This is a genomic window from Streptomyces sp. NPDC047841, assembly GCF_040704085.1.
In the GTDB taxonomy this organism is placed as follows: domain Bacteria; phylum Actinomycetota; class Actinomycetes; order Streptomycetales; family Streptomycetaceae; genus Streptomyces; species Streptomyces argyrophylli.
This window is the reverse complement of record NZ_JBEYRP010000012.1, coordinates 107604-128913: the sequence shown is the minus strand read 5'-3', so window position 1 is coordinate 128913 and position 21310 is coordinate 107604. Positions and strand designations below refer to the sequence as shown.

The following is a 21310-nucleotide window of genomic DNA, read 5'->3' as shown; positions in this document are numbered from 1 at the left end:
GAGTACGTCGAGACGAAAGCGACGTACGTTTCTCAGGACACGTACGCGCACGCTAGAGTGCACGGGTGCAGACTGAAGCGGCGAGCAAAGCTGCGGGGCGGGCTGTCTCGCGAGCGTCTGATGGCTTTGAGTACACCTTTCCTGCGATCCGCGGGGTGCAGGCGGGGCGGGAGTTCTATGCGTCGATGTGCCCACTGCGGCTCATCCCGAAGATCTTCCTCTTCGACGAAGATGATCTCTCCGCCGAGCTGAGAGCCCAGCGCGTCCTGAACAAGGGACGCCTGCCGGCGCTCGCCCGCTACATCCTGGACAACCCCGAGGACTACGTCTTCAGTGCCCTCACCGCCTCCGTGGACGGAGACATGGTCTTCGATAGCCAGGGAGCCGAAGGAGCCGCGCACCGTACCGGGCAGCTGCGCATCCCCATGGACGCACGCTTCCTCATCAACGACGGGCAGCACCGCCGCGCCGCCATCGAGCTGGCGTTGAAGGAAAACCCCGACCTGGGGGACGAGACCATCGCCGTGGTCTTCTTCCACGACACGGGACTTGCGCGCTCTCAGCAGATGTTCGCCGACCTCAACCGGCACGCCGTCCGTCCAGCGCGCTCCATCGGCGTCCTGTACGACCACCGGGACGTCAACGCACAGATCACCCGGACCCTCACCGAACGCTCGGCCATCTTCAAGGGCTTTGTGGAGATGGAAAAAAGCACCCTGTCCGCCCGCTCCCGCAAGCTGTTCACCCTCAGTGCCTTGTACTTCGGCAACCAAGCCCTGCTCCAGGGCCTCGAGCTGAAGCAGGACGAGGCGACTGGGCTGGCGCAGTCGTTCTGGGAGGCCATGGACGCGGCGCTGCCAGAATGGGCGATGGTGCGTGACAAGCAACTCTCCGCGCAAGAGATGCGCCGAGACTTCATTCACAGCCACGGCATCGCCCTGCATGCGCTGGGCCGTATCGGCAACTCGCTCCTGCGGGAGTCCACCAAGGCGACCGCGTGGAAGAAGCGTTTGGCTCCGCTAAAGCACGTGGACTGGAGCCGGGCCAACGCCGATTGGGAGGGGCGCGCCATCGTCGGTGGTCGCGTTTCCAAAAGCCACCAAAACGTGACACTTACCGTGAATTACCTGCGTAAGCATCTGGGCCTGGAGCTGAGCCCGGAAGAACAACGCGTGGAAGACGCATACCTGCGAGGCGAGGCATGACCACCATCCCCCTCAATCTCGGGCTCACCCCCGTACGCCGCAAGCCCTTCAACGGGCGTTCGCTGGACGAGGTCGTCACCGAGCTCACCGAGGAGATCCGCGAGCTCTACACTGCCGACCAGGTGCCCTGGGTTATCGGCTACAGCGGAGGCAAGGACTCCACCGCCGTCCTGCAGCTGGTGTGGATGGCCCTCGCGGACCTGCCCGCCGAGCAGCGCACCAAGGCCGTGCACGTCATCTCCACCGACACCCTCGTGGAGAACCCAGTCGTCGCCGCCTGGGTCTCCGCCTCCCTGGGCACCATGCAGGACGCGGCACAGGCACAGAGCCTGCCGATCGAACCACACCGCCTCACGCCGGAGATAAAGGACACCTTCTGGGTGAACCTCATCGGCCGCGGCTATCCTGCGCCACGCCCGAAGTTCCGCTGGTGCACCGAACGACTGAAGATCAAGCCGTCGAACAGCTTCATCCGCAGCGTGGTCGCTGCCCACGGCGAAGCGATCATGGTCCTGGGCATTCGCAAGGCAGAAAGCCAAGCCCGCGCCCGCGCCATGGAAAAGCACGAGAAGCGACGCGTGCGCGACCGCCTCTCACCCAACGCCAACCTGCCCAACTCCCTCGTCTACAGCCCCGTTGAGGACTGGACCAACGACGATGTGTGGGAGTTCCTGATGCAGAAGCCCAACCCCTGGGGCTACAACAATCAGGACCTGCTCACCATGTACCAGGGCGCCTCCGGGGACGGCGAATGCCCCCTCGTGGTCGACTCCACCACCCCCTCCTGCGGCTCCAGCCGCTTCGGCTGCTGGACCTGCACCCTCGTCGAGCAGGACAAGTCCATGTCCGCCATGATCCAGAATGACGAGGAGAAGGAGTGGATGCTCCCCCTGCTGGATCTGCGCAACAAGCTCGATGCCCCCTTCGGCCACTACCAGGAGGGCGACCCCGACCTCCCGCCCGGTCGCAAGGCACCCTTCCCGCGCCCCGACAAGCCGGCCCGTGACTTCCGCCGGATGAACGGCAAGGTGATGCTGTTCAACGACGGCGCCATCCACGGCCCCTATCTGCAGTCCTACCGCGAAGAGTGGCTCAAGGAGCTGCTCCAGGCGCAAACATGGATCCGTGCCCACGCCCCCGAGCACGTGCAGAACATCGAACTCATCACGCTTGAGGAACTCCATGAGATCCGCCGGATCTGGGTGTTCGACAAGCATGAGGTCGAGGACAGCCTGCCGCAGATCTATCAGGACGCCACCGGCGAGCCGTTCCCGGGCGGCCCGCTGGATGAGCAGCTTGTCATGGGCTCCGACGAGATGGATGTCCTCAAGCAGGTCTGCGACGGCGACGACCTGCACTACAACATGGTCCGCGAACTCCTTGCCGTCGAGCGGAAGTACCGCACCATGGCTCGCCGGTCCGGCCTCTTCCAGGCCCTTGAGCAAGCCGTGCAAAAGGGCTACTACGACAACCACGAAGACGCCGTGGAATTCGCAACGCGCAAGAAAAAGTGGCGTGACGACATCGCCGAGAACCTGACCTTCGACGACGAAAACGAACTCGATGCTCCTGCGTAAGATCACCCTCGAAGAATTCGGGGCCTACCGCGGCAAGCAGTCTCTTGATCTCACCCCCAAAAAGAACAAGCCGATCATCCTGATCGGCGGGTTGAACGGGTGCGGCAAGACGACCCTGCTCGACGCCATCCAGCTGGCGCTCTATGGCAACCGCGCCCGCTGCAGCGGCCGCGGCACCAAGGCTTACGACGCCTACCTGCGTGAGAGCATCAACCGCAAGGCCGACCCCACCCGCGGCTCTGCCATCACTCTCGAGTTCACCGTCATGACCGGCGGGCACGAGCACTACTACCGAGTCGTCCGCAGCTGGCACATCAGCGGCAAGACCCTCAAGGAATTCCTCAACGTCTACGTCGACGACACCTACGGCGCACGCGCAAAGACGCAACACAGCGTCACGCCCGAGGGTAAGTTCAATCGGCTGTTGAGTGAGGGCTGGGCCGACCACGTCGAATCCCTCCTCCCCCTGGAGATCGCCTCCCTGGCCTTCTTCGACGGTGAGAAGATCGAATCACTGGCCGACCCAGAACGGGCCGCCTCTGTCATCGAGTCCGCTGTCCACTCTCTCCTGGGCGTGAGCACCGTCCAGCAGCTGCGCAACGACCTGCTGGCCCTGCAGCGTCGCCAGAAGCTGTCCGACGAGGAACAGCACCTGCTGGACAACATCCGCGCCCAGGAAGCCGAACGCGAAGCGGTGCTCTCCCAGTACGACATCGCCCATCAGGAACTCGCCCACTCCCGCACCGAGCTCGGTAAGGCGCAGCGCAAGCTGGACAGCCTGGAGAAGGCGTTCGCCGACGAGGGCGGCGATCTGTTCACTAGGCGCATCGAGCTGGAGAACGACAAGAAGCAGACCGCCGCCCGCCTGGCCCAGGTGCGCGGCGAGCTGATCCAGCTCGCCGCGGGCCCGCTGCCCTTGCTGATGGCCCAACCGCTCCTGCAGGACGTGCGCCGGCAGGCCGAAAGGGAGCAGGAAGCCCAGCAATCGGCGCAGGTTCTGGAGGTACTCGAAGCGCGTGACCAGTGGTTGCTGGATCTGGTGCCCGACACCGTCCGTGCCGATGTGCTCAAGCAACTGGACGCCGACCGCGCCGAGCGTGCCGGCAAGACGCAGCTGCCGGTGGACCTACGCTTGCCGCACGACGCACTGGCCCAGCTCACCGTCTTGAATGAACTCCTGCAGCGGGACCAGGAGCGCTCACAGCAACTACTGCACAGCGCCGCAGAACTGACAGAACAACTCGACCAACTGGACCGACAGCTCGCCGGCGTCCCCGCCCAGGACAAGGTCGAAGCCCTGCAAGTCGCTCGGGACGAGCAGATCGTGGAAGTCGCCCGTAGCCAAGCCGCCTGCGACCGCGCCACGGCCAAGCTGGAGGACCTCAAGCGACGCCGCGAGCACGTCACCACCCTGCTCGAACGGGCCCACAAGGAGTTCGTCCGCACCAAGGTCAAAGCAGAAGAAGTCGAGCGGATCATCAAATACTCTGAAAAGGCCCGCGACACTCTCGACCGCTTCGGCTCGGCCCTCCTCAAGCGGCACATCAGCCGACTCGAAGTGGCCGTCCTGCAGAGCTTCAAGGTCCTCATGCGCAAGCAAGGACTCGTGCACGACCTGCGCATCGACACCGATAAGTTCACCCTCACCCTCGCTGATGCCGATGGTGAGCCCATCGACCCCGCGCGGCTGAGCGCCGGCGAGCGCCAGCTCCTGGCCGTCTCCCTGCTGTGGGGCCTGATGCGGGTCGCCGGCAACCGCCTGCCCAGCGTTATCGACACCCCCCTGGGCCGCCTCGACAGCCGTCACCGCGAGCACCTCGTCGACCGCTACTTCCCCAACGCCAGCGACCAGGTCCTCCTGCTGTCCACCGACGAGGAGATCGACGAGTACCTGCTGGGCCGCTTGAAGAAGTCCATCGCCCAGACCTACACCCTCGTCCACGACGACACCGAGTTCACCACCGCTGTCGTTGAAGGCTACTGGTGGAACGCAGGAGCACAGCATGCCGGTTGACAACGTCCGCCTGTCCCAGCCAGCCAAGGACCGGCTGATCTACCTCAAGCGCACCACCGGCATCACCCAGTGGAACGTACTGTGCCGCTGGGCGCTGCTGCTGTCCCTCAAAGACCCCTCGACTCCGCTGGTCAAGGACATCGTCACCGACTCCAACGTGGAGATGACCTGGAAGACCTTCGCCGGCCAGCATGGTGATGTCTATCTGGCCCTGCTCAAGCAGCGCTGCGCGGCGATTGGGCAGGAAGTCTCCGATGAGAACGTCGCTCGCATGCTGACCGTGCACCTGCACCGCGGCATCGGATATCTGGGCGCGGACAAGGCGATGGCCACCATCGAAGGAATGATTGGCGCCGTCGTGCCCGCCTGACGCGCCAACACCCGCCCTCGCGCCTGCCAGGGCGCACAATCCGCCCCGCCCTGGCACACAAATCCACCCTCAAAGAGAACACAGGCCCCTACGCCCCATGCTGTCGGGCATGCGACCCCTCGCATGCCCGACAGCTTCATGCTCGACGCACCGCAATTTTCCTACAACGTCAGCACCATCCCTCGCCAGCGCAGTCACCGCTGAGGGAGACGTTGCCTGAGCCAAGGACAGGGCGGCGACGCCACCAGGACGTGCAAGCTTCGGCGACTGCGTGAGCTGCCGGGCGCAGCAACCCCATGGCGAAGCGGAGATTGCGGGCGCTTAGCTCCTTTTCGGCCTCACAGTGCGACGTCGACTCCGCGCAGGCAGCGAGGCCTGTGCGCACATCACCCTCCGTTCCGCGCCACCTATTGGGATACAGGAGCCCCCCATGTGGTGGGAGCGGCGGCAACCCCCAGAGAGAACATGCCGGTACCCCCTTAGGGAGGGATCTCATCGAGGGGGAACCCCCAGCGGCGCTCTTCGCACTCCCCAGCGCCCGGTGCGCAGTATCTCCCGGTTCAGCCTCTGATGGGGATAGTGGTTGAATCGTGATATATCGAAGAGAGACGCCCACCAGTACGTTCCGCTACGATGCCGGGCGGAAAGTGGACGCCCCACCGCCACCTTCCGCTTGCCGAGACGCAAAGTGCGGGGCAGAGCGTGACGTTGCTCGCACTGGCTCGTCGCACCGCGACGGTGCGTCGCCTTCGGTGATTGGCACGCGCGAAAGGGCAGGACTCCATGCTGCAAGACCTTCGGCGCCGCACGCGGGCGGGTCGAGCCGCCGAGGGGGCGTGCTTGCCGTCTTCCGCACACCATGTACCCGGTGATGAAGGCAGCGCCGTAGGGGCGGCACCGGTCGGCCAGCAGTGTGCCCTCAGATTGTTCGCTGCCTCGCGAGTGCGGTCCGACCTCCGCGTGTGCAGCGGCCCGGCTGCCCAGGCCCAGCCCCAGCCCCGAACATGGCCTGCGCATGCTGGTGCGGTGCGGCAAGCACGGTCTACTGCCATCGCATTCTCGCCGTTGCCCCGAAGGAGGCGACAATCCATCCAGCATATCCGGGCCGACGGGATCCGGCTCCTGCCCCGTTAAGGGGCTCGGCGATGTAACGGACTATCGGCGGTCGGGGGGATTTACCGCATGCGAGGCACAAGAGCGATCTCTTCCTGCGAGAAATATCGCGAAGTCATCAAAATTGAAAGCCGGATTGTCGGCCCGCTGACCGGTCGCACAGGTGAATTGCGCATCCGATACGGCAGTGACGTAAGCATGGTGGGAGCGTAAAGTGGCGGCATTTCCAGCTGAGTCGTCGCAGCGTGTTGACACGTGGATTGATGTCTTCCCGTGGATCGAATATCTTGGTGCCTCAGACCTTATCGACCTCCAACGACTCGGGGGACCCGCTCAGTGGTGGGGTAAGGAAAGTCCGATGCAGACGGCGATGAGACGGGCTTCCATGGAAGAAGTCTTTGACCTGCTCGGGGGCATCCTATTGTCTAGCGGGAACCTCGTGAACGAAGACTGCAACACGCTCTTTCCGGCTTTGCCTGCCACCACTGTCATCGAAGACCTCGATATGGGAAACGTCGCAACATTGGCGGAGTTCGGGATTTTCACACTGAGTGATTTGCGGAGCAAGACACCGCATGATCTCAGTTTGCACCTTCCCCTGACGCAGGCTGAGGTAGCCACCCTACTGTGCGCTGTGATGCGTGTGGTCGCCCTGCCGGACGAGAGGTCACATGCCGTAGCAGTAACACGGTGGTTCAGTGAGCTGGACAGCGAAGAGCAAAATATCTTGCTCCTGCACCGATGTGCCGCAGAGCCCCAAGAATTGTCCACGCTGGCAACGCAGCACCGCATACCGTTGGAGCGCTTGCAAGAACTCTGTGACAAGCTACCCAGCCGCCTCGACGCTGCCATGGCAATATCCGACGCTTTGCGGGCAGCCGTGTCAGATTTCGACCATGTCACCTGTACGCCGACACCTGTTGTGCAGCTTCAGCAGCGCCGTCCGTGGCTGGGCGACTTCTTGCCGGACAGTGACGTGAGTTTCATATCGCTACTCTCCTCCCTGCGCCACGCCGAAGTGCAAGAAAAATGGATATGCCGCCCCACTGTGCGTGAGCAGGTGAAAAAGACACTAAACCTCCTTGATTTTGAAAAAGATGAGGTGATGTCGCTCTCCGTTGCCCGGAGGATATTGAGTCAACAGGGATGGGTTGCAGCATACATTGATGCCTGGCTCGCATTTTGCGAAATATCTTCCCACTCCGGTCAGCTGCACTTCGGCAGCGCGTCCATCGCACCCGAGCCCTGTGATCTTCCGCGACAGGATGCCCAGTCGGCGATAGGAGATCAGCCCCCAACTGCGAAGAATCTCGACGGAGCATCACAGCCCGGCACGCACGATCACGCCGGGGAGTCGAAGTCGCCTTCTTCGGTTGGCGGCATCCCAGCGCAGGCAGATGCCGTCGCTATTCGAGCATGGGCACGCAGCAACGGCTTTGCCATAGGAGAGCGCGGACGTATTTCGCGCGCTGTTCAAGAAGCCTATGCCGCGGCACTCGGCGACATGTCGCCTGCTGCATCCTCGCAAGAGACGCCACCACTGTCTCTCACCCGTGGTAATGATCCCTCCGGTTCAACAAATAACGCGCTTGCCGAGGAATTCACGACGCTTGCAGCTCTGATGAACCCCGACGAGCAGGGCGTGACATTCGGCTTCCTCTTGCGATTCGTAGAAGAGCTACCGCCGCAGGCACAGAATATTGTCAGCCGCATCCTCAACGCCACGCTGGGTGAAAATGGATGGATCGTGGGCACGGAAGAGGTCCCGCAGGTTGGCGACAGTGCCCCCGCACGGAAAACGCTTAAGCAGCGCGCTTGGGAGGTACTCCAGGTAGCGGACCATCCGCTATCGACCGGCGAACTCATCTCACGTATGGGCGACGCCGTAAATGAGCGGTCCTTGAAGGTACAGCTTGCCGCTGACCTACGTTTCACACGCAGCGATATCGACTCCTGGGCGCTCGCAGAATGGCAATTGCGCCCCTACACCAGTGTGCCCGCATTGGTAGACGAGGAAGTCGGTAAGGCAGGCGGCAGCATAGAAAGCGATCAGCTGGTGAAGCTGCTGACACAAGCCTTCTCGATTAAGGAATCAACGGTGCGGCAGGCAATGTCCACCCCGCCCTTCACTGTACGCGGGGGACGAGTGCGACGGCTCGCCGACCTTGAGAGCGAGAGGGAACAACGACACACGCATCAGACCGACAAGCCCACTGATGAAGCCGTGGGTGTTCAGCTCGCCCGGGATCTCGGATTGGACTTCTAGTGCACGCACTCAAAGCTCTCCGAGAAGCTGATCTTGGGGGAGAGTACCGTAGCGACCGCGGCAGCGTTGTCGATAACTTCTATGTGCCGGCCCTGCGGGCATCGACCGCCTATGACCGCGCTGTCGGCTACTTCACCGCCTCTGTCCTGGCTGTCATCGGCGAGGGCCTAGAAGAATTCACCCAGCGCGCCGGGAAAATGCGCATCGTGGCCTCGCCTTATCTCCTTGCCGAAGACATCGCTGAGATAGAAGCGGGCTACGAGCTCCGCGCCGTCATGGAGAAGGCCGCCCTTCGCGACCTGGAGCGTGCGGCGGAAGACGTCAGGGCGGTGCGCGGACTGGGCAAGCTCGGCGAGCTCATCGCCGAGGGGCACCTGGACATGAAGCTCGCCTACGTCACGGCCGGCAACCGGGTCGGCATGTATCACGAAAAGATCGGCGTCTTCCGAGACGACTACGACCTCGTCGCGTTTAAGGGCAGCGCAAATGAGACGCTGTCGGGCCTGGTGGGCAACTTCGAATCCATCGAGGTCTTCCGCAGCTGGGACGACCGAGACCGCGAACGGGCTTTGCGTATCAGCAAAGACTTCGACGACCTGTGGCATGACAAGACCCCCCTGCTGCGTGTCATGCCCTTCACCGACGCTGCCAAGCAGATCATCGAGCGCAGCAGCCGTGCTGCAGCCGACCCCAACGACGACGCAGCAATCCCCCCGTCCGGCGCACCGATCACTATCACCCGCGAAGACAGCACCGGCATGCTGACTATCCCTCCGCAGCTGCAAGTGCGCGACTACCAAAAGAGGGCCGTCACCCAGTGGTTCGCCCAGCAGGGCCGCGGCATCCTGCGCATGGCGACCGGCACCGGCAAGACCCTCACCGCCCTGTCCGCCGCCGCCCAGGTGACCAAGATGCTCCACAGGGCCGGCGAACCACTGCTCACCGTCGTGATCGCCCCCTACCAGCACCTGGTCGACCAGTGGGCGAAAGACATCACGTGGTTCGGGGTGCACCCACTGCGGGCCTACGAGTCGACCGCTTCATGGTTCCCTCACGCCTCCCAAATGCTGGATGCGCTGGCGCTGCACACCACCCGTGGCGGCGTCATCATCACCACGAACAAGACTTTCGGCGAGACCGCCTTTCAAAGCATCCTCCAGCGCTACCGCGGCCAGCTCCTCCTCATCGCCGACGAGGCACACAACCTTGGCGCCCGACGCATCCGCTCCAAGCTGCCCGACAGCGCACGGTTTCGCCTCGGACTGTCGGCCACCCCGGAACGCTGGTTCGACGACGAAGGCACCGCCGCACTCACCGATTACTTCGGTCCGGTGGTCTTCGAGCTTGGCCTCGGCGACGCCATCAAAGCGGGCGCACTGTGCCGCTACACCTATAAGCCCGTGATCGTGGAACTGGAGGCCGACGAGACCGACCTCTACGTAGAGATCACCGAAAAGATCGGCAAGCTGTTTGCGATGCAGCAGTTCTCCGAACAAGCCGACGACAACAGCCCCCTAGGCCACTTGCTGCGCAAACGGGCCAACCTACTCGGCCACGCCCGCGCAAAACTCCCGGCACTGCGACGGCAGATCAGCCGGCGCAGCGAGGAGTGGTATCAGCTGCTGTACTGCGCAGAGGGGCACCACCCCCTGTCCTACGAAGACGGTGCCGCGACAGAACCAGCGCAGATTGATCAAGTACTGGACCTCGTCGGCAACCAGCTGCAGATGCCCGCCGCTCGCTACACCGCCGAGACCAAACGACCCGTACGTCGCGAGGTTCTGCAGCGGTTCGCCGACCGCAAGCTGCAAGTCATCGCCTCCATGCGCTGCCTGGACGAAGGCGTCGACGTGCCCGCCGCCCGCACCGCATACCTGCTGGCCAGCTCCTCCAACCCCCGGCAGTTCATCCAACGCCGCGGCCGAGTGCTGCGACAGGCACCAGGCAAGACCATGGCCGACATCGTTGACTTCATCGTGGTCCCCCCAGCCAACATGCCGGACCTGCAGGACCGCACCGAGCGCGGCATGGTGGCCCGCGAGCTGGCCCGGGTGACGGAGTTTGCACAACTAGCGGACAACGAGGCCGAAACCCTCGACATGCTTCGTCCGCTACGCCTGCGTTATGGCCTGCTCGATATTTGATCCACAGCATCACCCAAGGGAGTAGCCGTGAACGATAAGAAAACTGCGCAGGACGCGTTGAATCAGCTGTCGCCCCAGGGAGTCAAACTCGCGAAGCGCGTCATGGAATTGGAGCGTGAAAACTTGCACATTAGAAGTTCCACCACCGTGGTCACCGAAATTGTGGCGGCCGTGAAGGGACTGATCAAGTGAAGCTCCTGAGGCTGACGCTGGATAACTGGCGCGCGTTCTATGGCCGTCAGACGCTGAATTTGGCCGTCGACGACAGTAAGCCGGCGGTGCTGATATTCGGTAACAACGGTGCGGGAAAGACTACCCTCCTCAACGCCTTCGGCTGGGCGTTGTATGGCAAGTTTTCCGCCGACGTCGAGCAGCAGCACCGGGTCATCCACGACCAAAAATGGGCGGAGACACAGCACGGCACTCCTGTCAGCGCATCGGTGGAATTGAAATTCGAACACGCAGGAGTGATTTTCACCGCTCTGCGCGAAGTGGCCACCATCAAGAATGCTGACGAACAAACCCTCGTACCGCCCAAGCTCACCTTGAACGAGATCAAAAACGGTGAGAGCAAACCCGTTCCCAACGGCCAAGACCGCATCGAAAAAATTCTCCCCGAAGGGCTGCGCCGCTTCTTCTTCTTCAACGGTGAGCGCATGGAGAAGATGTTCATCGGTGAAGAAAACAACGACGAGGTCAAACGCGCCATCAAGACGATGATGGATATTGAACCGATGGAGCGGGCGATCACCGAGCACCTCCCCGCAGCTGCACGACGCCTCGCCAAGGAGATCGACAAGGGTGGCGACAAGCGCCTCCAGCAGCTGCGTGATCAACAGGAAAGCCTCGAGCAGCAGCGCGATGATGCTGGCCGCCGCGCAAGGAAAGTCTCCGCTGATATCAGCAGCTACGAGAGCGAAGTTCGAGAGATGGAACGCGCGCTGCGCAGCCACTCGGAGTCCAAACCTCTGCAAAATGCCCGCAAGAAGCTCGAATGGAAAATCAACGAAATGGGCGGGCAGCTGCAGGACCGATATGCGCGCAAACGGGAAGTTCTTTCAAAGGCAGGTTTCCTCGCCTTCACCTCGCACGTCGACGAAACCGTCATTGGGCTAGCAGAAGCCATGCGGGAGCGCCGCCAACTACCCGCCGGCATCCAACGCGACTTTATCGACGGTCTCCTCGACGAAGGGACGTGCATGTGCGGCACCCCCGTCCCACAGGGGAGCGCGGCATATCGAGAGCTGGACAAACGCCGTTACAACGCCGGTCTCGCTGATGTGGAAGCCCGGTGGATGTATGTCAGTGGACAGATGAAGCACCTGAGCGAGGCACGCCAAAAGCTTCTCGATGACCTGAAGCAGGCAACATTCGAGATTGAAAAGTGCCAGGAGGAGATCAAGCGCCTGGAGGAAGAGAAGAGTGAGATCGACCGCCAACTTCAGGGCGTGAATATCGAAGACGTACAGCGTCTTGAACAACGGCGCAAGGAGTACGACGAAAAGCGGATCGATGGGCTCGCTGAGCACCGGAGGTTGGAAGAGCGCCGGGTTGAGTTCGAAGCCGAAATCGAGAAGCTGAAGCGGCTCTTTAGGTCCGCGCAGGCGGCGGACGAGGCGTCTCGCAAGGTGCAGCGGCAGGTCAATCTTGTCAACGAGGTGCTGGACACCTTCCGCGAGGCACTGGAACTTAAGACCGAAGAAGTTCGCGAACAGCTCGATGCGAAGCTCAAGGAGGTCTTCTCACGGATCTTCATCAAGTCCTACGAGCCTGAACTGACCGACTCGTTCGAGCTGTTGCTGAAGTCGCCCGCGGGCATCGCTATCCGCAGCACGGGCGAAAACCAGGTCCTAGGCCTGTCCTTTGTCGGTGCTGTCTCGGAGATCGCCAAGAAGATCCATCAACGCAGGGCCAAAGACAGAAAAGACATCATCGGCGAGGGAGGCATCTACCCGGTCGTCATGGATGCCCCCTTCGGCAGCCTGGACTTCACCTACCAGGAAGAAATTTCCCGAGCACTGCCGAAGCTCACGTCTCAGATCGTCACACTCCTGTCGAACTCCCAGGCAAGCGGCAAAGTTATGGATAACCTCCAAGGAGCGGCCACCCGCATGTATGTTCTGCGCACAGTGACCCCCAACACCGATGCCGCGCAAGAGACCATCGAAATCAACAACCGGGCCGTCCCCTACGTCACGCACGGCGAATTCGAGCACACTGTCTTGGAAGAGGTAGCCTTCTGATGGCATTCGAAGACCGCTTCCGCAGGCCAGCTGCCCACGAGGAGCTCATCTCGGCACTGGCCGGCAAAGAAGGCCCCTTTAACGCAATGGTGGACGTGCTCATGTTCGCCGCTGTGCTGGGTCGCAACAAGGAGAAGCGCAAGCCCTTCGACAAAGCTGGCGAGCCCATCCGCCTGGCGCTGATCGAAGGCCGCCAATACGGCGATGTACTCATAGACATGATCGCAGTGGCCGAGGAACCGGACGACCCGAAGATCCTCGCCGACGAGCGCCAGCCAGATCGGGTCAAGATCTTCGAAGAGTATGCCAACGGCGGGCTGAACTATATCCAAGGCGAGATCAACGCCAGTGGTGGGCACGACTACGTTTCCGTCATCAGCAGCCTGGTCATGGCTGCGCTCACCGCGCCCGACGAGCGGCAAAACGACGTCTCCTCCGAGCTGATGCAAGCCGTAGACCTGGACTGGTAACAGCCACATAGGCGCCCGGCACAGCGCTGCAGCTGCTGTGCCGGGCTTGTCCACCAGCCGAGTCCTACCTATGCCAAATTTCCCTGAACCCTGTGTTGAGGGAGTTCCGGCGGGATTGCTGTACGGATAGAATGACGTTCCGTCAGGGAACGGAACACATATGGTCGACAGCCGCTCTAGCACAAGCCGCATCACCAGGGACTGCTATCAAGTAGCTGGAAGCGAACCTCGCTTCCAGGTGATGCACTTAGCGTTTTACAGCTGCTGATCTGCAAGGGGGAGGAAAACACCGTGGTGACGATTCGTCGTTCGTACGACGCTTTTCGTACATTTCAGACTTCAGACAGTAAGCCACTGATTCTCTTCTCTGCTCCCGCCGTGGAGATCGAGAAGTGGTCAGGTGTTCCCGAACGGCGACGCCTCGCCGGAGAGGAGACCGCAGGATTCCAACGTGAACAGGACGCTAGTCGGGTCCGAGAACTAGCAACGTTTTTTAATGACCGTAACGTAGCTCAAAATCCGCTGCTTGGAGCCTTGCAAGATGAAACGAAGGTGAATTTTAAAGAGAAGACCCCGGGCTCCCCTTTTGGACAGCTCGAGATCGAGTACGAAGACTACTCGAAAGTCACACTCCTTAACTTGCTGCAGAGACTGACTAAAAAACTTGAAGAGCGTGTCAGCGCACTCAATGAAACCCTCGTTGACGAGGAAAAAGTGGCTCTGCTGCTCGAGCGGGAATCTCAGCGAGCAGAGCCGTCGACTGTCGCAGATGACGAACAGTCGGAAGACGTGTCTAGCGACGATATGAACGAGATAATTGCGGACAATGAAGGCGGTGATGTAAACGCGGCATTGCTCGCCGAAGAAACGCATCTAGTCGACTTCTACGTAGAGCTTAAGGCGCGGATGCGTGTTCTGCAGCATCTAGGGGTTGACGATGCCGATGAGAATTAGGGCTTCAGTAAGGCTGCGCTGTTGGGATATCTTAAGCCCGTCGTCCTCGTCGATGGGCAACACAGGCTCAGAGGAGCCGTCCTGTCTGCTCAACAACTGGCGGAGACCCCGGCGGCCGAGGAAGCGGTTATGGAATCGGTCGAAGCGGGTCTGGATCCTGACGAGGCGGTGAGGCAGGTGCTGCTGGAAAGGAGTCGCCACCTTCCCATCTCACTTCTCATGGACAGCAGTCCAAGCGAGCATGTGTTTCAGTTCGTGGTCGTCAACCAGAAAGCAGTACTCATGGGGCCGGCCCTGCTGGGAACGATCATCTCGACTAGTCTCGGTCGGGAAGAGTTGCAATCAGTCCGGGAGCGACTCAAGGGAGCAGGGATCCGACTCGAGGACTCCCAGGCCATTGCTTATCTAACTCGTGCCGAGGACAGTCCGTTTTGCGGGCTTGTACAGACCGGTGTCGGCGGGGACCGGCCGGACCTACTCAAGTGGAGCGTGTTGCAAAGCCTGGTCACTATTTTCCGCAAACTGCAGGGCGGCCGTCCCTACCATGAAAGGACGGACTACGCTCGTGCTTGGCGGTTGGAGTACTTCCCTAACTGCGGACTGGCCTCGGGAGACACACTGGACGAGAAATTGGCCGACTGGTCACGCCCAGATGGACCCTGGAGAGAGATTTTTGTTCGTTTCTACACCCACGTGCGTGACTATTTTGGGGACATGCAGGATCTGGACACCTACAATGCGTGGGGGAGCACCACGGCCAGTAACCTCTTTAACAAAATCTCGCTTACTATCCTTGCGTGCGACTATTTCGACTTTATTTATACTCAAGGTGAAGCCCTGGAGACCATGGATGAATTCGATCGCACCTTGCAGCAGTGGCTGAAGGACGGCCGTGTAAGCCGCTCCTACTTCGCTCGCGACTGGCGTCTCGAAAAAGTCAAAAAAGACCAAGTAATCGTGAAGAAACTCTGGTCTCAAAACTGGCATGAGTATCGAAAAGTTCCGGCCAATGGTCTTCCTAGGAAGTTTAAGCCGTAGCCGATGGATACTCAACCGATCGAAAATTTCTACAGGACGCTAGACGGGGCGCTCAGTAGCAGGTGGTCGGAGAGCCACCTCAGGGAAGTCGCCGAACTGAACGCCCCTTCGGGGCTCCTGGGAAAGAACGAATGGATTCTGCGCGCTGACTACTCGATGACAGTCGGCCGCTGGTTTATAGAAGGGCTCGTCGATCTCGGAAGATATGCTCGCAACACACAAAACATTGGGTATCTGTTTCGTGAAATATCGCAACGCTTGCAGGAAATGGACCCGCAGGCTCCACGGGATGAACTTAACCAGATAGCTCGCCGGCTCACATCTTTCGCGTGGCGTGATATCAAAGCAAGGAGAGGTGCGGGTCGCGAGCGTATTGATGACGCTTTGCGCAATGCTGTTTGGTTCAAGAACGATCCCGTGCAACGTTGTTACTTGTGCGGATACAAGTTTTGCCCGCAAGCACGAGATCTTTTCCTGCGTCGAACGAAAGACCAGGTCGAACCGCACAAACTAGTCGACTTCACGCGGCCGCGTGGTGTTAAATCCAGACACCTTAGAGTCGAATTGGACCACGTCATCCCGGTAGCCGAGGGCGGGACCACAGATGAGGACAATCTCAAGCTAGCGTGCGGCTGGTGCAACAATGTTAAGAGCAGTTTGTGGAGCGTCTACGACGCCAAAGCGTGGTCGATCGGCGTGATCGATCATCCGTCACTCGGGGTTATATCGGTCCCTCAACCTTTCTGGACACTGCGTGTAGTTGCTACACGGGCACGCTGCGAAGCTCCAGTAGGTTGTGGTGCACGGCTGACCGGCCACGAACTCTTCGCCGCTCCACGCAATATCGCAGGTGCCCTAACACCCACCAACCTTATGGTGGTCTGCCGAGAACACGATCCGTGGGCTGGACATCGCCTCGTCAGCCCAAGATTGCTACCGGGGCGGAAATAGTAAGTCACCCCTGCGTGGAGACCATGGTGCGTCGCAAGCTCCGCAGGCACGCGAGCATCGTATACAGGGCTAATGAACGGCGCAGCATCTGACGAGAAAAGAATTGAACGGTGCCGAGCCACGTCGCGATTCAGCTTACGAATCTTGGCCACGCGAGGTCGACGGAGCGGGTTTGGTTGGTGATGCAACGACCGAGTCAATGCTGTGGCTGGCCTTCCACCAGTGGGGGCGGCATCTGGTCCCAGAGCCCGTCTGTGCCTCAGCCAACGAAAGTCAACCACGGCGGCGGGTACGCCGACCGATCAGGTGTGCGTGTGTCTCGCTGCAGCCCCACTGTCCTCAATCGGGCTGCTAGCTTTGTGGTCTCGGGCTGAGTCAAGTTGGCTGTGCGATGGGCGGAGAGGAGCGAAGGCTCGGCCGTTGCGCAGGAGGGCCCACAACACGCTGGTGAGGCGTCGTGCGAGGACGGTGACGCCCTCGACGTGCGTGCAGGTCGCCACGTTCTTTAGGTAGTACTTCCGGTGCGGCGTGAATTCCCGCCGTCGCCGCGGGACACCCCGTCGCCAGCTCCGTAAACAGCGATACTTTCAGGGTATGTCAGTCAGCGACCAGGGCGCCCCGAATGATGGGTCGGCCATTCCGGCCAAGCCATGGTCGGCAAGGTGCTGCAAAGTCACGTCTGGCATCCGGCCCTCCAGGGCCACCGAACAACTTACGGAGCTGCTTTGGGGTGAGTGATCACGGCCCGTAAGGTTGGGGCACGTCGTGCAGGTAGTGGACCTGCCCGGTAAAGCACGACGTTAGGGCCGTGATCTCCGAGGCTCGCGCAAAAGTGGCTCCGTAAGCTGTGGAGCCGACCGTCCCAGCCAGGAAGTACCCCTTCTCTGATGTCACGCGGCTGATTGCTGTGCGCGCGGCCCGGGCGCCGGCCGGGCTGGAGCGGGGCGGAGACAGGAGCGCAGGCCCGGCCGGGGGCCGGGCCTGCGCGCGGGGAGCGGAGCGAGCCGCCTTGAACCCGTAAAGAAGGTTGTAACTCAGTCGTCGGCAGGGATGCCCCACAAGGGCGCCGCGTACTGATCTGGGCGGCTGCTGATGAGGAGTTGGCGCAGCTCGCTGCGGTGAGAGCCGCTGAGGTTCAGGGCTTCGGTGATGTGGCGGAAGGTCGTGTGGGTGACTCCGCGGGCTTGGGCCTCACGCTGGAACTGGTCGAGCCGGGACAGTACGTCGTCAGGGTCGAGCTTCGTCGGTGGTTGGTCGGTGAGCCATGCCGCCTTGTTGCGCTCGTAGTCGATTTCTGAGAAGCCACAGATCTCGCGGCTGTACGCCTCGGCCTCGTCCAGGGTGGCCGTCGTCATGATGGCGCGAGCCAGGGTGTTGCGGCTGATGGCTTCGTCCAAGTCGACTTCGTGAACAGTAGGCCCCTCGTTGGTGAGGGGTACGGCGAAACCGGCGTGCCGGATCTCGCAGATGCCGCGGGCTCCTCGGGCCGTCGCCGCGAGCATCGCTGTGGCCTCTGAGGGGTGCCACTCCAGGACGCTGCCGACCGACTCCACGTCCTGTGCTGTGAAGCTGTGGACGAGGGGGCCGAAAAGGGGGCGCAAGTCGTCGGGTGAGACTTCCCCATCCAGTCCCGGGCCTGCGACCAGCAAGCGAATCGGGGCGTTGACCTGGCAGCACGCAGCGAGGGTGAGGGCGTCGGCGAGCGGGCTCTTGAGGGTGGGCTCGTCGCCCTGGGCGAGGATGTCGCCGCCCACGTCCAGCAGATCGATCGAGACGGGGACCAGGTGGTCGATCAGCTCTTCGAGCTGGCGTGTGACGCCCTCGGCGCCATGGTGCGGGTCGAGCAGGGCGATGTTGTGCGGGAGCTCCGCCGCGAGTCGGGGGAGTGTGGAGCCTGCCGGTGCGATCGGCTCGGCCGTGGCCGGCACCGACCAGACGGAGCGAGTGACCGGCTCGAGCCCCGTGAAGTTGTCCGCTCCTCGCGGGCCCGGGATCGGGTCGATCAGGAGACGGTCCCAGGCGTAGGTGAGGATCACCGCCTGGTCGTCGTCGCCGTACAGGGCGGCGTGAAGCATTGCGGCGGCGACTGCGTCGCCACCTCCTCCTGCTGCGACGATCAACCGCGTCATGTGCTCAACATTACGGGTTGAGGGCCTAGCCACTCACCCTATAGTGGCCAGAGGCCATAGCCACTTGGACGAGGAGGGCACATGCCGCAGATCGAGGAGGCTCAACCGAAGTATCTCCAGATCGCCCACTACATTCGCGATCAGATCCTTCGAGGCGACCTACGGGCAGGGGACGAGGTTCCCTCGGAACGGCAGCTGGCTGCCGACTGGAAGGTGTCCCGGCCCACCGCGGCTCGGTCGCTGGAGGCGTTGAGCCATCAGGGGCTTGTCGAGAAGCGCCAGGGTTCGGGTACTTACGTACGCAGTCTCGAAGTGAACCGGCGGGCGCGAGAGTTGTACGGCCGTGCTCGCCAGACCGGGAAGATCTACACCCCCGGCGAGTACGCGGTCATCACGTCCGCCGGCTGGATGGACGCGCCCGATCACGTCGCCGAGGCCCTGGGGCTGACGAAGGACCGTCGGGCAGTGCACCGCCGACGAGTGACCAACAACCAGGACGGTCCGATCACCCTGTCCACTTCCTGGTTCGCGCCTGACGTCGGTCAGCGTGCGCCCAAGCTCATGGAGCCTGAGCGCATCCAGGAGGGGACGCTGATGTACGTCGAGACGATGACAGGGCGCAAGGGCAGTTACGCCGAGGACCGTATGTGCGCTCGGAGTGCCACCGACGAGGAGGCATCGGACCTACAACTGGACGCTAGTTCGGCCGTGTTGGTCGTCCACCACGTGGTCTATGACCTCCAGGACCGGCCGCTGGAGTTCGCCGAGGCCACCTATCCGCCGCGCCGCTGGGCGTTCGAGCAGGGCTACCCCCTCACCTGATTGCAGGTCACTTCGCGCGAACGGCTTGCGCGGCCAAAGTGGCTAATGCCGCCATCCAGTAAGTGGCTAAGGCCACTTACGAGAAGGGGGCACGGCGTGACGAGTCGGCGGCCCGATCAGGGCACGCGCTTAGCTTGCCGGGGATGCCGGGGGCGCGGCTGGAAACGCGTCGGTTCACGCACGGCGGTGGCTGTGGCCACGGCCGATGACCGGACTCGTGCCACATCGAAGCGGCGCTGCCTCGACTGCGATGGTAGCGGCAAGGAGTGAGCGCGGATGACCTACATGATCGACCGCTATCCCTGCGAGGACTCGCCGCGGCTGGGGGCGATGACCTTGCAGCCGACTCCGGAGTCCGTACCCAGGGCTCGGCGCTGGTTCCGCAAGTTCATCGCCCCGTACAACCCGCTCTGCTCGGTGGACGACTGCACGCTGATGATCTCGGAGCTGGTGACCAACGCGATCCGCTACGGACGGTCGGACGAGGAGTGGCTCGTACGTGTGGAGTGGTTCCGGCAGGGGGCCTCGCTGCGGGTGGAGGTGCACAACCCCGGATTCCCGGCGAATGTGCGTCTCCGCCGGCCGGACGCGGACGACGCGCACGGGCGCGGCCTGCTCCTGGTCGACTCCATCGCCGAGTCCTGGCACTCCGGACCGAGCCGCTTCGGAGGAACGGTCGTCTCCTTCGTGATGGCCGATGCCTGGCCCTCATGAGCCAGACCTGCCCCACTTCTACTGCCGCACGGGCATAGTCGCTAGTCTGGTTGACTGGTTGACTTGGCCAATTTCGACAGGCGGCGGCGTTCATGGCGTATGAAGTGGAGGCACCCAAGTACGTGCGCCTCGCGCAGACGATCCAACGTCGTATCGAGGACGGCACGTACGCGCCTGGCACACGGGTTCCCAGTGAGAATCAGTTGGTGCAGGCGTTCGGGATGTCTCGTCCCACGGTCGTGCGAGCGCTGGAGCTGCTGAAGCGGGACGGCTGGCTGGAGTCCCGGCAGGGGTACGGGACGATCGTGCGCGGACGTCCCGCGGTCGTCGAGAGTAAGGATCGGCGCGGTCTCGACGCCCTGACACGCGACGAGTCGCAGACCCATGGGCGCCTGGTCGACGTCGGGGAAGTGGCAGTCCCGCCGCGTGTGGCCTCGGCTCTTGGGCTGCCCAAGAGTGCCAAGGTGCTCCGTCGTCGGCTCCTGGTCGAAGAGGGCGGCGAAGCGGTCGAGCTGGTCTCGTCGTATTTCCCCGCCGGCCTGGTCGACGGGACCGATCTGGCCAGCGGTGACACGTTGGCGTCCGGCGTGCGGGAGCACCTGGAGACGCGTAAGAAGGTTCGCTTCGACCATGTCACGGAGCGGGTGTCCGCCCGGCTGCCCGACGCTGCCGAAGCTGAGTTGCTGGGACTCCCGGACGGCGTCCCCGTCCTGAGCGTCCTTGTCATCGCCTGCGATGCCTCCGGCCAGGCGCTGCAGGTCTCTGACGTGCTCCTGCCTGCCGATGGGCAGGAACTGGAAGACACCTACCGCTTGAACTGAGCTGCCTGACGTCCCCTCAATTCGCCCTCACAATCAGCTTGACAAGTCAACTTGGCATCCCTAACTTCGAGCTTGCTAAGTCAACTTGTCAGGTGGCAGTTGACCGACTCAGAAGGAGACACCTCTGTGCGTGTGATCCGCGTTGACGCCTCGACCGCAACGATCCTGCTGACCGAAGCGCCGGCACCGAAGGTGCGTGACCGGCAGACCGGTGAAATCGCCAAGGACGCCGTTAGTGGTGAGGCCCTGATGACCGTCGGCGTCGTCTACATCGACGAGGGCGAGTCGTCGCTGATCCAGGTCACCATCCCCGCAAGCGGGGTGTCGGAGGGGCTGACCGTCGGCGCTCCGGTCGCCCTGGCGGGGTTGGTGGCCCGGCCCTGGGAAAGCGTGTTCAACGGGCAGCAGCGGCACGGCATCGCCTACCGGGCCACTGCCGTTGCCCCCGGTGCCTTCCCGATGGCTCAGGCGGGCTGATC

At 62.3% G+C, this 21310-nt stretch carries 17 protein-coding genes; 16 read left to right on the top strand and 1 reads right to left on the bottom strand.

Annotated elements, in window-relative coordinates:
* The first annotated feature begins 65 nt into the window (after positions 1 to 65).
* The 12 genes from dndB (at position 66) to AB0947_RS21310 (ending at position 16345) form a co-directional block, all read left to right on the top strand.
* The gene (dndB, locus tag AB0947_RS21365; protein WP_366751917.1) at positions 66 to 1205 is read left to right on the top strand and encodes a DNA sulfur modification protein DndB; all 1140 of its coding nucleotides are present in this window, start codon (positions 66 to 68) and stop codon (positions 1203 to 1205) included.
* Complete coding sequence (dndC, locus tag AB0947_RS21360) at positions 1202 to 2782, top strand: DNA phosphorothioation system sulfurtransferase DndC (RefSeq protein ID WP_366751916.1); 1581 nt, start codon at positions 1202 to 1204, stop codon at positions 2780 to 2782. Before dndB ends, dndC begins: the two co-directional genes overlap by 4 nt.
* Entirely contained in the window at positions 2769 to 4796 is a 2028-nt protein-coding gene (dndD, locus tag AB0947_RS21355) for a DNA sulfur modification protein DndD (RefSeq protein ID WP_366751915.1), read from the top strand. Before dndC ends, dndD begins: the two co-directional genes overlap by 14 nt.
* Positions 4786 to 5166, top strand: a complete 381-nt coding sequence (gene dndE, locus AB0947_RS21350) for a DNA sulfur modification protein DndE (protein ID WP_366751914.1) — start codon at positions 4786 to 4788, stop codon at positions 5164 to 5166. The genes dndD and dndE overlap by 11 nt, the downstream gene beginning before the upstream one ends.
* A gap of 1471 nt (positions 5167 to 6637) precedes the next feature.
* Positions 6638 to 8545 carry a histone-like nucleoid-structuring protein Lsr2 gene (locus AB0947_RS21345; protein WP_366751913.1) on the top strand — a complete coding sequence of 636 codons (1908 nt, stop codon included), beginning with the start codon at positions 6638 to 6640 and terminating at the stop codon, positions 8543 to 8545.
* Positions 8545 to 10689, top strand: a complete 2145-nt coding sequence (locus AB0947_RS21340; protein WP_366751912.1) for a DNA phosphorothioation system restriction enzyme — start codon at positions 8545 to 8547, stop codon at positions 10687 to 10689. Before AB0947_RS21345 ends, AB0947_RS21340 begins: the two co-directional genes overlap by 1 nt.
* Before the next feature lie 27 nt (positions 10690 to 10716).
* Positions 10717 to 10881 carry a hypothetical protein gene (locus AB0947_RS21335; RefSeq protein WP_366751911.1) on the top strand — a complete coding sequence of 55 codons (165 nt, stop codon included), beginning with the start codon at positions 10717 to 10719 and terminating at the stop codon, positions 10879 to 10881.
* Positions 10878 to 12932 (top strand): AAA family ATPase, encoded by a 2055-nt coding sequence (locus AB0947_RS21330; protein ID WP_366751910.1) that lies wholly within the window; start codon positions 10878 to 10880, stop codon positions 12930 to 12932. The genes AB0947_RS21335 and AB0947_RS21330 overlap by 4 nt, the downstream gene beginning before the upstream one ends.
* Positions 12932 to 13402, top strand: coding sequence for a DNA phosphorothioation-associated protein 4 (locus AB0947_RS21325; RefSeq protein ID WP_366751909.1), 471 nt, complete (start codon positions 12932 to 12934; stop codon positions 13400 to 13402). Before AB0947_RS21330 ends, AB0947_RS21325 begins: the two co-directional genes overlap by 1 nt.
* A gap of 291 nt (positions 13403 to 13693) precedes the next feature.
* Positions 13694 to 14356 carry a hypothetical protein gene (locus AB0947_RS21320; RefSeq protein WP_366751908.1) on the top strand — a complete coding sequence of 221 codons (663 nt, stop codon included), beginning with the start codon at positions 13694 to 13696 and terminating at the stop codon, positions 14354 to 14356.
* A gap of 129 nt (positions 14357 to 14485) precedes the next feature.
* Complete coding sequence (locus AB0947_RS21315; protein ID WP_366751907.1) at positions 14486 to 15394, top strand: hypothetical protein; 909 nt, start codon at positions 14486 to 14488, stop codon at positions 15392 to 15394.
* A 3-nt stretch (positions 15395 to 15397) separates the two neighbouring features.
* Positions 15398 to 16345, top strand: coding sequence for an HNH endonuclease signature motif containing protein (locus tag AB0947_RS21310; protein WP_366751906.1), 948 nt, complete (start codon positions 15398 to 15400; stop codon positions 16343 to 16345).
* Between the two features lie 1034 nt (positions 16346 to 17379).
* Here AB0947_RS21310 and AB0947_RS21305 read toward each other — a convergent pair.
* Positions 17380 to 18474, bottom strand: coding sequence for a DUF1152 domain-containing protein (locus AB0947_RS21305; protein WP_366751905.1), 1095 nt, complete (start codon positions 18472 to 18474; stop codon positions 17380 to 17382).
* An 81-nt stretch (positions 18475 to 18555) separates the two neighbouring features.
* Between AB0947_RS21305 and AB0947_RS21300 the strand changes: the two genes are divergently transcribed.
* The 4 genes from AB0947_RS21300 to AB0947_RS21285 all read left to right on the top strand — a co-directional run bounded on the left by AB0947_RS21300 (position 18556) and on the right by AB0947_RS21285 (position 21308).
* Positions 18556 to 19296: a GntR family transcriptional regulator gene (locus AB0947_RS21300; protein WP_366751904.1), complete on the top strand. Its 741-nt coding sequence runs from the start codon at positions 18556 to 18558 to the stop codon at positions 19294 to 19296.
* Between the two features lie 276 nt (positions 19297 to 19572).
* Complete coding sequence (locus AB0947_RS21295; RefSeq protein ID WP_366751903.1) at positions 19573 to 20010, top strand: ATP-binding protein; 438 nt, start codon at positions 19573 to 19575, stop codon at positions 20008 to 20010.
* A 92-nt stretch (positions 20011 to 20102) separates the two neighbouring features.
* Positions 20103 to 20831, top strand: coding sequence for a GntR family transcriptional regulator (locus AB0947_RS21290; protein WP_366751901.1), 729 nt, complete (start codon positions 20103 to 20105; stop codon positions 20829 to 20831).
* A gap of 126 nt (positions 20832 to 20957) precedes the next feature.
* The gene (locus AB0947_RS21285; RefSeq protein ID WP_366751900.1) at positions 20958 to 21308 is read left to right on the top strand and encodes a hypothetical protein; all 351 of its coding nucleotides are present in this window, start codon (positions 20958 to 20960) and stop codon (positions 21306 to 21308) included.
* The last annotated feature ends 2 nt before the right edge of the window (positions 21309 to 21310 follow it).

What these genes read in the sequence shown, in the direction of transcription:
- AB0947_RS21305 (WP_366751905.1), bottom strand. Translation starts at nt 18,474, where the DNA reads ATGACGCGGTTGATCGTCGCAGCAGGAGGAGGTGGCGACGCAGTCGCC.
- AB0947_RS21315 (WP_366751907.1), top strand. Translation starts at nt 14,486, where the DNA reads ATGGAATCGGTCGAAGCGGGTCTGGATCCTGACGAGGCGGTGAGGCAG.
- AB0947_RS21325 (WP_366751909.1), top strand. Translation starts at nt 12,932, where the DNA reads ATGGCATTCGAAGACCGCTTCCGCAGGCCAGCTGCCCACGAGGAGCTC.
- AB0947_RS21295 (WP_366751903.1), top strand. Translation starts at nt 19,573, where the DNA reads ATGACCTACATGATCGACCGCTATCCCTGCGAGGACTCGCCGCGGCTG.
- AB0947_RS21345 (WP_366751913.1), top strand. Translation starts at nt 6,638, where the DNA reads ATGCAGACGGCGATGAGACGGGCTTCCATGGAAGAAGTCTTTGACCTG.
- AB0947_RS21300 (WP_366751904.1), top strand. Translation starts at nt 18,556, where the DNA reads ATGCCGCAGATCGAGGAGGCTCAACCGAAGTATCTCCAGATCGCCCAC.
- AB0947_RS21290 (WP_366751901.1), top strand. Translation starts at nt 20,103, where the DNA reads ATGGCGTATGAAGTGGAGGCACCCAAGTACGTGCGCCTCGCGCAGACG.
- dndC (WP_366751916.1), top strand. Translation starts at nt 1,202, where the DNA reads ATGACCACCATCCCCCTCAATCTCGGGCTCACCCCCGTACGCCGCAAG.
- AB0947_RS21310 (WP_366751906.1), top strand. Translation starts at nt 15,398, where the DNA reads ATGGATACTCAACCGATCGAAAATTTCTACAGGACGCTAGACGGGGCG.
- dndE (WP_366751914.1), top strand. Translation starts at nt 4,786, where the DNA reads ATGCCGGTTGACAACGTCCGCCTGTCCCAGCCAGCCAAGGACCGGCTG.
- dndD (WP_366751915.1), top strand. Translation starts at nt 2,769, where the DNA reads ATGCTCCTGCGTAAGATCACCCTCGAAGAATTCGGGGCCTACCGCGGC.